This window comes from Amycolatopsis nigrescens CSC17Ta-90 (genome assembly GCF_000384315.1).
GTDB lineage: Bacteria > Actinomycetota > Actinomycetes > Mycobacteriales > Pseudonocardiaceae > Amycolatopsis > Amycolatopsis nigrescens.
Genome location: NZ_ARVW01000001.1, coordinates 7995299 through 8009411, shown reverse-complemented (window position 1 = coordinate 8009411; position 14113 = coordinate 7995299). Strand labels below are relative to the sequence as shown.

The following is a 14113-nucleotide window of genomic DNA, read 5'->3' as shown; positions in this document are numbered from 1 at the left end:
CCTAGCTCGCCGGGAGGGTGATGAACTCGGGCGTGGCCACGGTCCACCGGCCGTTCTCCAGCCGGACGATCTTCGAAGCCTGGTTCGGCGAGTGGGTTTCCGCGCCACCGAAGACGAACGGCGTGCCGAGCATCGGGTCGGCCACCGGGGCCATCTTCTTCAGCGCGTCGTTGACCGAATCCTTGGTGATCTCGCCCTTGATCCCCTGCAGCACGTTCACCATGAACTTCGCGGACAGGTAGCCGCCCTGCGAGAACGCGGTGGCCGGGGCGCCGGCGCGCTGGACGGTGTCCCGCCATTCGCGGTTGGCCGGGGTGTCCGCGGTGTAGGGCTCGAACTCGCTGCCCGCGTAGATCTTCAGCCCGAGGCCGCCGACGGCCTTGGCCACGCTGTCGGTGTAGGACGGCGCCAGCAGCAGGAAGTTGACGTCGTTCATGCCCTGGGTCTTCGCCGCCTGCAGCCACGGCACCACCAGCTGCTCGGTCGGGTTGAACAGCACCGCGTCGCAGCCGGCCTGCTTGGCCCGCAGCAGATACGGCGTCGGGTCGCCGCTCTGCTGCACGGTCAGGTCGTTCACCACCAGCTGCTGCCCGGTCAGCGCCGACCAGCGGCCGAGTGCCTGCTGGACGGCATCCTCGCTGCCCGGCAGCACCACGGTGAAGTTGCACACCCGCTTGGTCTGCAGCGCCTCCGACGCGTACTTCAGCACCGCCGTCATCAGGGTGAACGGGCCCACGTTGACCGGGGCGATATTGGGGCTCTGAAAGCACTTCGGGCTGGCCCCGACGGCCATCACCGAACTGATCCCGGACTGCTTGTAGAAGCCGCCGTTGACGTCGCAGTCGGTGAAGCTGGCCGAACCGGCCATCGCCACCACGTCGTCGTCCAGCAGCTCCCTTGCCACCTGCGCGGTCCGCTGCGGGTTGCCGGCGTCGTCCTTGACCACGTACTCGACCTGGCGCCCGTTCACCCCGCCACGGGCGTTGACGTCGTTGAACACCTGGGTCGCGGTCTTGACCACGTCGGTGGTCACGAAGTTGCCGGTGAGCCCGGCCACCGCACCGATCTTGATCTTGCCGTCGCCGCCGGAGTCGCAGCCGGCCACCACTACCATCACTGCGGCTAGTACGGTGCTCACCGCGAACGAGCGGCACCACCGGGTTCGTGCTCGCATCTGATTGTCTCCTATCGGGATTCGGGTGAGGTGCGGGTGCCGCCGAGATACGCCTCGATCACCGCCGGATCGCGCAGCACCTGCTCCGGCGCCCCCTGCGCGAGCACCCGGCCGAAGTCGAGCACCACGATCTGGTCGCAGACCGACCGGACCAGCTCGATGTCGTGCTCGATCAGCAGCACCGAGGTGTCCGACCGTTCCGGGATCTCGGCCAGCCGGGAGGCGAGCAGCCTGGTCTCGCCGCTGGAGTGCCCGGCCGCCGGTTCGTCCAGCAGCAGCACCCGCGGCTGTCCGGCGGCCAGCCCGGCCACTTCGAGCAGCCGCCTGGTCGCCACGTCCACCGACTCCATCGGCACGTCCGCGCCGGGGCAGGCGAACCAGGCCAGTTCCTCGTCGATCTCCAGCCGTGACAGCCGGCGCCCTGCGGCGACCTGCAGGAACATCCCGGCGGTCAGCGCGGCCGGGACCCGCAGCTGCTGGAAGCTGCGCCGGAGGCCGGCCCTGGCGCGCCGGTGCGCGGCCAGCGCGTCCACCTCGGTACCGCCGAGCAGCACCGAGCCGGTGTACGCGCCGGTGAACCCGGTGACCGCGTTGACCAACGTCGACTTCCCGGCGCCGTTCGGGCCGACCAGCCCGACGATGGAACGGGGTGGCACGTCGAGGGTGACCCCGTCCACCGCGACCAGGTTGCCGAAGCGCACCCGCAGGTCGCGGACCGCCAGCACCGGGCCGTCGCCCGGCTGCTCCTCGCCTTTCGGCTTGAGCACCGTCACCGGTCGCGAAGGCGCCGGGATCTCCTGATCGTCCGGCTGTCCCGCGGCCGCTTTCCCGGCCCGTTTCGCCCGGCGCCTGGCGCGCAGGTCGTCGGTCTGGCTCATCCCGTGCCGCAGCACCAGGATCGCCGCCACCCCGAAGAACATCGTGCTGAGGTCCTGCGGGATGCCGATCTTGTCGATCAGCACCGGGAACACCGCGCCGAGCAGCCCGCCGGCGATCGCGCCCTCGGCGTTGTGCGTGCCTGCGAACAGGGCGATCGCGAAGAAGGCCACCGAACTGGCCGAGGTGAAGTTCGTCGCGGACACCACCCCGAGCTGACCGGCCATCAGCCCGCCGCCGATCCCGGCGATGAATGCGCTCAGCGCGAACGCGGCGAGCTTGCCGCGGATCACGCTGATGCCGTGCGCGGCGGCGGCCCGTTCCGAGTGCCTGATCTCCACCAGCGCCCCGCCGACCCGGCTGCGGTCCAACTTCCACAGCACCCCGAACAGGATCGCCACGATCACCGCGCTGAACACGAAGTACTCGCTGTCCCCGGTGAAACCCGGCGGGCGGACCACGAAGACGAACTCGTCCTGGCCGGGGAAGTTGAGCGCGCCGAACACCACGTCGAGCGAGGTGGCGAAGGCGAAGGTGGCCACCGCGAGGCTCATCCCCCGCAGCCGCAGCGCGGGAATGCCGATGGCCACCCCGGCGACCACCGCGGCCAGCCCGCCGAGCAGCAGCCACACCAGGAAACCTCCCGGCACGCCGCCGACATTCGCCCAGCCGACCGTCCACGCGCCGATCGCCGCGAAGGACATCTGGCACAGCGAAATCACCCCTGCCCTGCCGGTGATCACCCCGAAGCTCTGCATGATCACCACGGACACCGCGGCCCCGGTGAGCAGAAACATCAGGTAGGAAGAGGCGGCCAGGTAGACCACGAGCACGACCACCGCGCCGGCCAGCATGGCCAGCACCAGCGGCTTCGTCTGCCCCAGCCGCTTCATGCCGGCCTCCGGACCGCATCGCCGAGGTACAGCCGGCGCAGCAGTTCCTCGTCGCCGAGCAGCTGCTCGCGGTCCCCGTCGAACACGACGGCGCCCTTGGCCAGCACGTAGGCGTGGTCCGCGACGGACAGCGCCAGCGCCGCGAACTGCTCGACCAGCAGCACCGCGACCCCGGAACGCGCCAGCCCGGCGACCGCATCCGCCAGCCGTTCCACCACGATCGGCGCCAGCCCGAGCGACATCTCGTCGATCAGCAGCACCTTCGGCGCGCCGGCCAGCGCGCGGCCGAGCACCAGCATCTGCTGTTCACCGCCGGAGAGCAGGCCGGCCGGCGCCTGCCGCTGCCGGCCCAACTCGGGGAACAGCTCGAACACCTCCTCGACGGCGGCGTCCGAGCGGCAGGCGGCCCGCAGATTGTCCTCAGTGGACATTTCGCGGAACACCGTGCGGTTCTGCTCGACGTGGGCCAGCCCGCCCCTGGCCCGGCGCCACGGCCGGACACCTTCGATCCGCCTGCCCGCCAGCCGGATCTGCCCTGCCGACACCTTGACGGCACCGGAGATGCCTTCCAGCAGCGTGGTCTTGCCGGCGCCGTTCGCGCCGAGCAGGACGGTGACCGAACCGGCTTCGGCCGCCAGCGTGGCCTCCCGGACGATCGGCAGCCCGCCGCGCTCGATCGTGACGCCGTCCACCTCCAGCACGCTCATCCCGCTCGCCCTTCGATCCCGGCGAGACCGGCGGCGGCGAGGTCGATCGCGTCGCGCTGCGCGGGCTGGAGCTCCTGCTGCGCCATCGCGGCGACCAGCGGCAGGAACGGGTCCGACACGGTCTTCTTGCCGCACAGGGTTTCCATCACCGCGAGCCCGCAGAACGGGACGTAGGCGGGGTTGTAGCCGCCTTCGTGGGACAGCACCAGCCGTCCGCCGCAGACCTCGTCGGCCACCTCCATGGTCAGCTCGGTCAGTCGGCGGAAGCCGTCCGAGGTGACCATCTGCCGCCCCATCGGGTCCATCGCGCCGGCGTCGAACCCGGACGCGACCAGCACCAGATCCGGCTGGAACCGCCGGATCGCCGGCAGGCACACGGTTTCCATCGCGTACCGGTAGCCGCCGTCGCCGGTGCCCGGCGGCAGCGGCACGTTCAGCGAATAGCCGCGCCCGGCACCCGAGCCCAGTTCCTCCACCCGGCCGGAGTTCAGCGGGAAGACGTTGTCCTGGTGCAGCGAAATGGTCAGCACGGCGGGATCGTCGTAGAACACCGCCTGCGTCCCGTTGCCGTGGTGCACGTCCCAGTCCAGCACCGCGATCCGCTCCGCGCCGAGCCGGTATCGCGCGTGCCTCGCCGCGATCGCGACGTTGTTGAACAAGCAGAACCCCATTCCGGTGCCGGGCAGCGCGTGGTGTCCCGGTGGCCGGACGAGCGCGTAGGCGTTGTCCACCCGGCCCGCGAACACCGCCTCGACGGCCTCCAGCACCGCGCCCGCGGCGAGCGAGGCGATGTCGAAACCGCCGCTGCCGAACGGGGAGATGCCGTCCCCTGCGTCCCCGCCGCCGGGCCGTTCGCTTTCCGCGCGGATTCGCGTCACGTGCTCGCGGTCGTGCACCCGGAGGATCTCGTCCTCGGTGGCCCGCCGGGGCTCGATCCGGAGCAGCTCGTCGATGAGCCCGGACACCACGATCAGCTCGTGGATCCGCCGTTTGGTGTCCGCGTGCTCGAAGTGCTGGAGCGGCTGGATCCCGAGCCGGGGGTCCGATGCGAAGAGCCCCGCCGCGGTTCCGGGGTCATGCCAGCCGAACATCTCGTGGTAGAGGTAACCGGTAGTCATACGCACCTCCGATGGCGATGACCGGAAATCATTCGCCACGGCGCGGCACTGGCCGGTCCGTGAAAATACCCAATTCGGTACCCGGAACACCCGCCGGGCATGGTTCGCGGACAGTCAACAGTCGTACCGTCACAGGCAAGACCGGAATGCGGCGGCGCACCCATACTCGATCAAGTTCGCGGCCGAACCGCTGTCGCACCGGTGCACGAAGGAGCGCACGAATGCCCCCAACGCTCTACATCGACGGTGAATGGGTGCAGCCGGAAAGCGGGGCCGGGTTCGTCACCGTGGACCCGGCCACCGAGGAACCCATCGCCGAGGTCTGCACCGCCGGCGCCGCCGAGGTCGATGCCGCGGTGGCCGCCGCGCGACGGGCACTGCGCGCGCCGGAATGGGCGCGGCTCGCGCCCACCGCTCGGGCGGGCCTGCTGTTCCGGATGGCGGAGCTGATCGAGGCGAACGCCGACGAGCTGGCCGCGCTGGAGACCAGGGACCAGGGCCAGCCGCTCTCGGTGGCGCGGGAGGTCAGCGTCGCGGGCGCCGCGGAGCACTTCCGCTACTACGCCGGCTGGGTGACCAAGCTCGAAGGCGCGGTCACGCCGATCGGCTTCCCCGGCACCCTGCACTACACCCGCCGGGAACCGGTCGGGGTGTGCGCGCTGATCACACCGTGGAACTTCCCGATGATGATCGCGGCCTGGAAGCTCGCCCCGGCGCTGGCCACCGGGAACACGGTGATCCTCAAACCGGCCGAGCAGACCCCGCTGACCGCGATCCGCCTCGCCGAGCTCAGCGCACGGGCCGGTTTCCCGCCCGGCGTGGTGAACCTGCTGACCGGGGACGGCCTGGTCGGCAAGGCGCTGGTCGACCACGACGGCGTGGACAAGGTGTCCTTCACCGGGTCGACCGAGGTTGGCAAGGCGATCGTCGCCGGCAGCGCGGGCAACCTCAAACGCGTCACGCTCGAACTCGGCGGAAAAGCCCCGAGCATCATCGCGCGCGACGCGGACATCGACGCCGCGGTGGCGGGCAACCTCGGTGGCGCGCTGCTCAACAGCGGCCAGGTGTGCGCCGCCTACTCCAGGTTCTACGTCGACCGGGCCAGGGCGGACGAGTTCGTCACGAAACTGGCCGCGGGTGGGAACGCCCTGCACATCGGCAGCGGCACCGACGAGCGGACCAGGATCGGCCCGCTGGTCTCCGCCGAGCATCTGTCCAAAGTGGAGGAACTGGTCGGCGCAGGGGTGACCGAGGGGGCCGAGCTGGTCACCGGCGGCCGTCGCGCGCCCGGGCGCGGCTACTTCTTCCAGCCGACCGTGTTCGCCGGGGTGACCGACTCGATGGCCATCGCCCGGCAGGAGATCTTCGGCCCGGTGCTGCCGGTGCTCACCTACGAAGACGAGGACGAGCTGCGGGCGCTGGTGGACCGGGCCAACGACACCGAGTACGGACTGGCCGCCGCGGTGTGGACCCGTGACCTCGGCACCGCGCACCGGCTCGCCGCCGACCTGCGGGCCGGGTCGGTCTTCGTGAACATGCCGCCGATCCCGGACCCGGCCGCGCCATGGGGCGGGTTCAAGGCCAGCGGCTGGGGCCGCGAGATGGGCAGGCACGCGCTGGACGCCTACACCGAGACCAAGGGCGTCTGGATCCACCACGGCGGAGGTGACGGATGACGCTCATCGGACCGGACGCACCGGAGCAGCAACCGGCCAGCCTCGGCCATCCGCTCGACCCGCTGACCGCCGCCGAGATCGACAGGGTGCGGACTGTGCTGGCCGAGTCGGGACGCACCGGCGACGGCACCCGGTACGCCTCGGTCCTGCCGCTGGACCCGCCCCGGACGGAGCTGCGCACCCACCGCGACGGAGACCCCTACTCCCGGCGGGCCGAGGCGGTGCTGGTGGACATCGCCACCGGAGCGGCCGCGGAAGCGGTGGTCGATCTGACCGAGGGCACCCTCGAGTCCTGGGCGGAGCTGGACGTCGCGAACGACGGCCAGCCCTCGATCCTGTTCGAGGAGTACGAGCGCAGCGCCGAGATCGTCCGCGCCGATCCTCGGTGGCGGCGGGCGATGGAAAGGCGCGGGATCACCGACCTGTCGCTCGCCTTCATCGCCCCGCTCTCCCCCGGGTTCTTCGACGACCCTGCCGAGCGCGGCAAGCGGCTGCTGCGCGCGCTGACCTTCCTGCGCGACCACGAAGACGACAGCCCCTGGGCGCATCCGGTGGAGGGCCTGCTCGCCGACGTCGATCTGATCGCCGGCCAGGTGCTCCGGCTGGAGGACCACGGCGAGGTGCCGGTGCCCGCCGAACACGGCAACTTCGACGCCGCGTCGGTGGGGCCGGCGCGGACCAGCCTCAAACCGCTGGTGATCAGCCAGCCGGACGGCCCGAGCTTCCGGGTCGCCGGCAACCAGGTGAGCTGGGAGAACTGGCGGTTCCGGGTCGGCTTCAACGCCCGCGAAGGGCTTACCCTGCACCAGATCGGCTTCACCGAGCACGGCGAGGAACGCTCGGTGCTGCACCGCGCCTCGATCGCCGAGATGGTGGTGCCCTACGGCGACCCGTCGCCGTGGCGGCGCTGGATCAGCTACTTCGACGCCGGCGAGTACCTGCTCGGCAAGAACGCCAACTCGCTGCGGCTCGGCTGCGACTGCCTCGGCGTCATCCACTACCTGGACGCCGTGGTGGCCGACGACCACGGTCGCCCGGTGCGCATTCCGCAGGCCATCTGCCTGCACGAGGAGGACGACGGGGTGCTCTGGAAGCACACCAACGTGCTCACCGGCGCGGCCGAGGTGCGGCGCTCGCGGCGGCTGGTGGTGTCCTTCTTCGCCACCGTCGGCAACTACGACTACGGGTTCTACTGGTACTTCTCCCTGGACGGCACGATCGAGCTGGAGGCGAAGGCCACCGGCGTCGTCTTCTGCACCGCCGGCGAACCGGGCGCGGAAAGCCCCTACGCCAACGAAATCGCCCCCGGACTGCTCGCCCCGGTGCACCAGCACCTGTTCTGCGCGCGGCTGGACATGGCGGTGGACGGGCCGCGCAACTCGGTCGAGGAGATCGACGTGGTCGGCGTGCCGGCTGGCCAGGACAACCCGTACGGCAACGCGTTCACCACCCGGAGCACCTCGCTCGACCGCGAGTCGCGGGCGGCCAGGCTCGCCGACCCGGCGGTGGGCCGGGTGTGGCGGGTGAGCAACCAGGGCAGCCGCAACCGACTCGGCAAGCCACGCGGCTACCTGCTGGTGCCCAAGCCCGGTCCGGCCCTGCTGGCGCAGCCGGAGGCGAGTGTGCACGCGCGGGCCGCGTTCGCCACCAAGCACCTCTGGGTCACCCGGTACGACGAGCACCAGCGGTTCCCCGCCGGCGACCGGCCGAACCAGCATTCCGGCGGGGCCGGGCTGCCGTCCTGGACCGCCGCGGACAGGGCGCTGTCCGACACCGAGCTGGTGCTCTGGCACGTGTTCGGCCCGACCCACGTGCCACGTCCGGAGGACTGGCCGGTGATGCCGGTGGACCGCGCCGGTTTCACCCTGCGGCCGTCCGGGTTCTGCGATCGCAACCCTGCTCTGGACCTGCCCTCGAATACCGAGCACTGCAAGGAGAATTAGATGAGCGCCTCGCTCGAGGACACCACGGGCTGGCTGCCGCTGGACGGCCTCGAACCCGGGTTCGACGCGAACCGCGGCCCGCACAGCACCGCACTGGCCGGCCGCGAGGTGGAAGTGGTGCTGGACGCCGGCGTCCGGATCCGGCACGTCTTCGACGCCGATCGCGTGCGCTGGGAACTGGACACCGACGCACTCGGTGCGCGCACCGGCGAAGATCCCTACCAGGCCTTCGAGGTCGATGAGGAGCTGTACTACGTGCAGTTCCAGCACGAGCACGATCCCCGCGAGGCCGTCTCGCTGGTGCTGGACCTCCGGCACGGCCGCGCGCTGGCGGTGCTCAGCCGGATCGGCCCGGCCGGGCAGCGCCCGACCGTGGTCACCCAGCGGTTCGACCCCGGGGTCATCGAAGGCATCGAGCCGACCGGTACGCCACCCGGCCCCAGCACCGACCTGCTCGGCAGGCGCGTGCTGTGGACCTACAGCCCCGAACACCGCTACGAGCACGTGTATCTGACCGAGAACTGGTACACCTTCGTCTGCCTCTCCGGCCCGGAGCAGGGCCTCGCCGACACCGACGCCTGCGCGACCTACCGGATCAGGCCGGGGATCTACGTCTTCGCCTGGCGCGAGAAGGTCGTGCCGTGTGCCGCGGTCACCGTCGCCGACCACCGGCTGTTCCGCTCGCACGGCGCGCTTTTCGGCCTCGGCGAGGACGGCACGAACATCTCGCACTTCACCTTCGGCGCGCACGGCAGGCTGCTCAGCAACACGATCCACCCGGAGCCGTCGTGAACGATCCGGTCGGCACCGAACTCGGCCTGCGCGCGGGCAAGGTCATCGCGGTACACCTCAACTACCCCAGCCGCGCCGCGCAGCGCGGCCGGACCCCGGTGCACGGCTCCTACTTCCTCAAAGCGTCTTCGTCGCTGGCCGCCGACGGGGGCACGGTCGAACGCCCGAAGGGCACCGAACTGCTCGGGTTCGAAGGCGAGATCGCGCTGGTGATCGGCAAGCGCGGTCGCCGGATCGACCCGGCGCACGCCTGGCCGCACGTCGGCTGGGTGACCGCGGCCAACGACCTCGGCCTGTACGACCTGCGCCACGCCGACCGCGGCTCGAACCTGCGCTCAAAAAGCGGCGACGGCTTCACGCCGATCGGCCCGGCGTTCCTGCCCGCCGCGGGGCTCGACCCGGCCGCGCTGCGGCTGCGCACCTGGGTCAACGGCGAGCTCGTGCAGTACGACACCACGGCCGGGCTGCTGTTCGGCTTCGCCGAGCTGATCGCCGACCTGTCCCGGATGTCCACTTTGGAACCGGGGGACGTGATCCTGACCGGCACTCCGGCCGGTGCCTCGGTGCTCGAACCGGGCGACCTGGTCGAGGTGGAGGTGGACAGCGTCGACCCGGCCAGGCCGGGGCGCACCGCGCGGCTGCGCACCACCGTGGTCGACGGGCCCGCGCTGGCGGGGTACGGCGCGCAGCCCAAACGGGACGACGCGCTGCGCGCGGACGCGTACGGCACCCCCGAGAAGTCCACAGTGGACGATCTGCCGGAACGGCTGACCCAGGTCGCGGTCGCCACCCTCTCCGCCCAGCTGCGCCGGCACGGGCTGCACAACGTGAGCGTCGACGGGGTCCATCCGGCCCGTCCCGGTTCGCGGTTCGCCGGTCGCGCCAGGACGCTGCGTTTCCTGCCGCTGCGGGAGGACCTGTTCGCCGAGCACGGCACCGGGTTCAACGCGCAGAAGCAGGCGATCGAGTCGGTCGGGCCGGGCGAGGTGCTGGTGATGGAGGCACGCGGCGAGCCGGGCACCGGCACGGTCGGCGACATCCTCGCGCTGCGCGCGCAGCTGCGCGGGGCCGCGGCGATCGTCACCGACGGCGGCCTGCGGGACTCCGCGGTGGTCGCCGGGCTGGACATCCCGGTGTTCCACGGCGGCGCGCATCCGGCGGTGCTCGGCAGGCGGCACCTGCCGTGGGAGACCGACGTGGCGATCGGCTGCGGCGGCACCACCGTGCGGCCGGGCGACCTGGTGGTCGGCGACGACGACGGGGTGCTGGTGATCCCGCCCGAGCTGGCCGAAGAGGTGCTCACCGCCGCGGTGGAACAGGAGCGCCAGGAGGAGTTCATCACCGAGCAGGTGCGGGCGGGCCACGAGATCAAGGGGCTCTACCCGCTGAGCGGGCAGTGGCTGGAGCGCTACCGCGAGCAGCGGGCGCCAGGGAAGGAGATCCGATGAAGTTCCGCGGCGACCCGAGCCGGATAACCGGTTCCATCGCGCCGGTGGTCACCCCGTTCACCGAGGACGACGCGCTGGACCTGACCAGCCTGCGCGCGCTCGTCCGCTGGCAGCTGGCCAGCGGCTCGCACGGGATCTCGCTCGGCGGTTCCACCGGCGAGCCCGGCGCGCAGACCACGGCCGAGCGCGCCGAGGCCATCCGCGCCACCGCCGAGGTGGTCGCCGACCAGGTGCCCTTCCTGCCCGGCACCGGCTCGGCCAAGCTCGACGAGACCCTGGAGCTGACCTCGATCGCCCAGGACGCCGGCGCGGACGCCGCGCTGATCATCACCCCGTATTACGCCCGCCCCACCCAGGAAGCCCTGTACCGGTGGTACGCCACGATCGCCGCTGAGTTCCCGGACCTGCCGCTGGTGATCTACAACGTGCCGTCGCGCACCGCGGTGGACATCGCGCCGGCCACCGTCGGCAGGCTGTTCCGCGAGTTCGACAACATCGTCGGGATCAAGGAGACGACGAAGGACTTCGAGCACTTCTCGCGGGTGATCCACGAGTGCGGGCCGGAGCTGCTGGTGTGGTCCGGGATCGAGCTGCTCTGCCTGCCGCTGCTGGCCCTCGGCGGCAGCGGCTTCGTCAGCGCGGTGGCCAATCTCGCGCCGGCGGCGGTGGCCGAGATGTACCGCGCCTGGACCGAAGGCGAGTTCGAACGAGCGCGCGAGCTGCACTACGGGCTGCACCCGCTGGTCGACCTGATTTTCGCGGAGACCAATCCCGCACCGGCCAAATGGGTGCTGGCCCGGCGCGGCCTGATCGCGTCACCGTACGTCCGCCCGCCGCTGATCACCCCGACCGAAGCCGGGCAGGCCACCATCGAGCGGCTGCTCGGCGAGGGCGCCGGACTGCTCTCCCCGATCGAAGGAGCCGCCTCATGACAGCGTCCGCGTCCCACCGCCCGGCCGACCTGCCGGAGCGGATCCGGCACTTCATCGGCGGCGAGCAGGTGGACAGCCTGTCCGGCGCCACCTTCGAGGTGCTGGACCCGGCGACCAACCTCAGCTACGGCACCGCCGCGGCGGGCCAGGCCGAGGACGTCGACCGGGCGGTGCTCGCCGCCCGCAACGCATTCACCGACGGCCCGTGGCCAGGGCTCGAAGCCAGGGCACGCGCACGGATCCTCTACCGCATCGGCGACGCCATCGAGGCCAGGGAGCAACGGCTGGCCGAGCTGGAGTCCTTCGACACCGGCCTGCCGATCACCCAGGCCAAGGGGCAGGCCAAGCGGGCGGCGGAGAACTTCCGGTTCTTCGGCGACCTGATCGTCTCGCTGCACGACGAGTCGTACTCGGTGCCGGGCAAACAGCTGAACTACGTGCTCCGCAAACCGACCGGGGTGGCCGGGCTGATCACGCCGTGGAACACACCGTTCATGCTGGAGAGCTGGAAACTGGCGCCGGCACTGGCTTCCGGCTGCACCGTGGTGCTCAAACCCGCCGAGTTCACCCCGCTCTCGGCCGGGCTGTGGCCGGAGATCCTGGCCGACGCCGGACTGCCGGAAGGCGTGTTCAACCTGGTCAACGGGATCGGCGAGGAAGCAGGGCAGGCGCTGGTGGACCATCCGTCCGTGCCGCTGATCTCGTTCACCGGGGAGACCAGCACCGGGCAGCTGATCATGCAGCGGTCCGCGGCGCACCTGAAGGGCCTGTCCATGGAGCTCGGCGGGAAGTCCCCGGTGGTGGTGTTCGCCGACGCCGATCTGGACGCCGCGCTGGATTCCGCGGTGTTCGGGGTGTTCTCCCTCAACGGCGAGCGCTGCACGGCGGGTTCGCGCGTGCTGGTGGAGCGCGCCAGGTACGAGGAGTTCGCCGCGCGGTTCGCCGAGCGCGCGAAGAACGTGGTGGTCGGCCCGCCGCACGACCCGGCCACCGAGGTCGGCGCACTGGTGCACCCCGAGCACTACCGGCGCGTGCTGGGGTACGTCGAACTCGGCCGCACCGAGGCCACCCTGCTGGCGGGCGGCTCGCGCCCGGATCACCTGCCCGAGGGCAACTACCTGACGCCAACGGTGTTCGCCGATGTCAAACCGGACGCCCGGATCTTCCAGGAGGAGATCTTCGGCCCGGTGGTCGCGCTGACCCCGTTCGACACCGAGGCCGAGGCGATCGCGCTGGCCAACGACGTGCGCTACGGCCTCGCCGGCTACGTGTGGACCAGCGACCTCAAGCGCGGTCACCGGGTCGCCGGGTCCATCGACGCCGGCATGGTCTGGCTGAACTCGCACAACGTCCGCGATCTGCGCACCCCCTTCGGCGGGGTGAAGAGCAGCGGCGTCGGGCACGAGGGCGGCTGGCGCAGCATCGACTTCTACGCGCCAGAGCACATCGTGCACGTGGCGCTCGGCGACGTGCCGACCCCGCGGTTCGGCTCGAAGGAGTTGCCGAAATGACCACTCCGCCGGACGTGATCAGGGCCGGTTACGCCGAACTGGTCGTCACCGACCTCGCCGCCGCCCGCTGGTTCTACGTGGACGTGCTGGGCTTGGTGGTGACCGCCGAGGAACCCGACGCCTTGTACCTGCGCGCCTTCGAGGAGTACCTGCACCACAGCCTGGTGCTGCGCCAAGGCGACGCGCCCGCGCTGAACAGGCTCGCCTACCGGGTGCGCGGCCCCGGCGAGCTGGACGCGGCCGAGCGGTACTACGCCGAGCTCGGCGTACCGGCGCACCGGGTACCGGCCGGCACGACCCGCGGGATCGGGGAGGCCGTCCGGCTGCAGGACCCGCTCGGCTTCCCGGTCGAGTACTTCCACGACGCCGAGCACACCCCGCGGTTCACCCAGCGCTACGACCTCCAGCCCGCCAACGCGCTGGCCAGGCTGGACCACTTCAACGTGGTGGTGCCCGACGTCCGCGCTGCGCACGCGTACTACGTCGGGCTCGGTTTCGGCGTCTCCGAGACCATCGAGGACGCCGACGACAACCTCTACGCGGCCTGGCTGTACCGGAAGCAGACCGTGCACGACATCGCGCTGACCTCCGGCGACGGGCCGCGGCTGCACCACATCGCCTTCGCCACCAGGGAACGCGCCCAGATCCTGCACACCTGCGACCTGCTCGGCTCGCTGCACCGGGAACAGCACATCGAACGCGGCCCCGGCCGGCACGGGGTGTCGAACGCGTTCTACCTGTACCTGCGGGACCCGGACGGGCACCGGATCGAGATCTACACCAGCGACTACTACACCGGCGACCCGGACAACCCGACCGTCCGCTGGGACGTGCTGGACAACCGGCGCCGCTCGTTCTGGGGTCATCAGGTGGTGCCGTCCTGGTACGCCGAGGCCTCCCCCGTGCTGGGCGCGGACGGGCTGCCGATGCCGACCAGCCCGCCGCCGATCCGCGAAGCCGGCACCATCATCGGCGCGGACGGTTTCGGCGTCACCGACGAGGCCAACGGGTTCAAGCTCGGCCACCAGTCCTGATGCGCACCG

Annotated in this window: 11 protein-coding genes; 7 read left to right on the top strand and 4 right to left on the bottom strand. The window is 71.2% G+C overall.

Translation table 11 applies throughout. The annotated features are described in order from the left end of the window. Position 1: 1 nt before the first annotated feature. From AMYNI_RS0137840 to AMYNI_RS0137825, 4 genes are read right to left on the bottom strand one after another with little or no spacing between them, the layout of a single operon-like run. Entirely contained in the window at positions 2-1174 is a 1173-nt protein-coding gene (locus AMYNI_RS0137840) for an ABC transporter substrate-binding protein (RefSeq protein ID WP_157357655.1), read from the bottom strand. Between the two features lie 11 nt (positions 1175-1185). Beyond that, the gene (locus AMYNI_RS0137835) at positions 1186-2943 is read right to left on the bottom strand and encodes a branched-chain amino acid ABC transporter ATP-binding protein/permease (RefSeq protein WP_020673329.1); all 1758 of its coding nucleotides are present in this window, start codon (positions 2941-2943) and stop codon (positions 1186-1188) included. Then, complete coding sequence (locus AMYNI_RS0137830) at positions 2940-3650, bottom strand: ABC transporter ATP-binding protein (RefSeq protein ID WP_020673328.1); 711 nt, start codon at positions 3648-3650, stop codon at positions 2940-2942. Before AMYNI_RS0137830 ends, AMYNI_RS0137835 begins: the two co-directional genes overlap by 4 nt. Continuing rightward, complete coding sequence (locus AMYNI_RS0137825) at positions 3647-4768, bottom strand: class II histone deacetylase (RefSeq protein WP_020673327.1); 1122 nt, start codon at positions 4766-4768, stop codon at positions 3647-3649. Before AMYNI_RS0137825 ends, AMYNI_RS0137830 begins: the two co-directional genes overlap by 4 nt. Positions 4769-4989: 221 nt before the next feature. Here AMYNI_RS0137825 and AMYNI_RS0137820 point away from each other — a divergent pair, with 221 nt between their 5' ends. From AMYNI_RS0137820 to hpaD, 7 genes are read left to right on the top strand one after another with little or no spacing between them, the layout of a single operon-like run. Beyond that, positions 4990-6444 carry an aldehyde dehydrogenase family protein gene (locus AMYNI_RS0137820; protein WP_020673326.1) on the top strand — a complete coding sequence of 485 codons (1455 nt, stop codon included), beginning with the start codon at positions 4990-4992 and terminating at the stop codon, positions 6442-6444. Continuing rightward, complete coding sequence (locus AMYNI_RS0137815; RefSeq protein ID WP_020673325.1) at positions 6441-8387, top strand: primary-amine oxidase; 1947 nt, start codon at positions 6441-6443, stop codon at positions 8385-8387. The genes AMYNI_RS0137820 and AMYNI_RS0137815 overlap by 4 nt, the downstream gene beginning before the upstream one ends. After that, positions 8388-9179 carry a MoaF C-terminal domain-containing protein gene (locus tag AMYNI_RS0137810; protein ID WP_020673324.1) on the top strand — a complete coding sequence of 264 codons (792 nt, stop codon included), beginning with the start codon at positions 8388-8390 and terminating at the stop codon, positions 9177-9179. It begins immediately after the preceding gene. Beyond that, positions 9176-10627, top strand: a complete 1452-nt coding sequence (locus tag AMYNI_RS0137805; protein WP_020673323.1) for a fumarylacetoacetate hydrolase family protein — start codon at positions 9176-9178, stop codon at positions 10625-10627. Before AMYNI_RS0137810 ends, AMYNI_RS0137805 begins: the two co-directional genes overlap by 4 nt. Further along, positions 10624-11559 (top strand): 4-hydroxy-tetrahydrodipicolinate synthase, encoded by a 936-nt coding sequence (gene dapA, locus AMYNI_RS0137800; protein ID WP_020673322.1) that lies wholly within the window; start codon positions 10624-10626, stop codon positions 11557-11559. Before AMYNI_RS0137805 ends, dapA begins: the two co-directional genes overlap by 4 nt. Then, complete coding sequence (gene hpaE, locus AMYNI_RS0137795; RefSeq protein WP_020673321.1) at positions 11556-13070, top strand: 5-carboxymethyl-2-hydroxymuconate semialdehyde dehydrogenase; 1515 nt, start codon at positions 11556-11558, stop codon at positions 13068-13070. Before dapA ends, hpaE begins: the two co-directional genes overlap by 4 nt. Next, positions 13067-14104: a 3,4-dihydroxyphenylacetate 2,3-dioxygenase gene (hpaD, locus tag AMYNI_RS0137790; protein WP_020673320.1), complete on the top strand. Its 1038-nt coding sequence runs from the start codon at positions 13067-13069 to the stop codon at positions 14102-14104. Before hpaE ends, hpaD begins: the two co-directional genes overlap by 4 nt. Positions 14105-14113: the final 9 nt, after the last annotated feature.

What these genes read in the sequence shown, in the direction of transcription:
- AMYNI_RS0137815 (WP_020673325.1), top strand. Translation starts at nt 6,441, where the DNA reads ATGACGCTCATCGGACCGGACGCACCGGAGCAGCAACCGGCCAGCCTC.
- hpaD (WP_020673320.1), top strand. Translation starts at nt 13,067, where the DNA reads ATGACCACTCCGCCGGACGTGATCAGGGCCGGTTACGCCGAACTGGTC.
- hpaE (WP_020673321.1), top strand. Translation starts at nt 11,556, where the DNA reads ATGACAGCGTCCGCGTCCCACCGCCCGGCCGACCTGCCGGAGCGGATC.
- AMYNI_RS0137835 (WP_020673329.1), bottom strand. Translation starts at nt 2,943, where the DNA reads ATGAAGCGGCTGGGGCAGACGAAGCCGCTGGTGCTGGCCATGCTGGCC.
- dapA (WP_020673322.1), top strand. Translation starts at nt 10,624, where the DNA reads ATGAAGTTCCGCGGCGACCCGAGCCGGATAACCGGTTCCATCGCGCCG.
- AMYNI_RS0137840 (WP_157357655.1), bottom strand. Translation starts at nt 1,174, where the DNA reads ATGCGAGCACGAACCCGGTGGTGCCGCTCGTTCGCGGTGAGCACCGTA.
- AMYNI_RS0137825 (WP_020673327.1), bottom strand. Translation starts at nt 4,768, where the DNA reads ATGACTACCGGTTACCTCTACCACGAGATGTTCGGCTGGCATGACCCC.
- AMYNI_RS0137810 (WP_020673324.1), top strand. Translation starts at nt 8,388, where the DNA reads ATGAGCGCCTCGCTCGAGGACACCACGGGCTGGCTGCCGCTGGACGGC.
- AMYNI_RS0137820 (WP_020673326.1), top strand. Translation starts at nt 4,990, where the DNA reads ATGCCCCCAACGCTCTACATCGACGGTGAATGGGTGCAGCCGGAAAGC.
- AMYNI_RS0137830 (WP_020673328.1), bottom strand. Translation starts at nt 3,650, where the DNA reads ATGAGCGTGCTGGAGGTGGACGGCGTCACGATCGAGCGCGGCGGGCTG.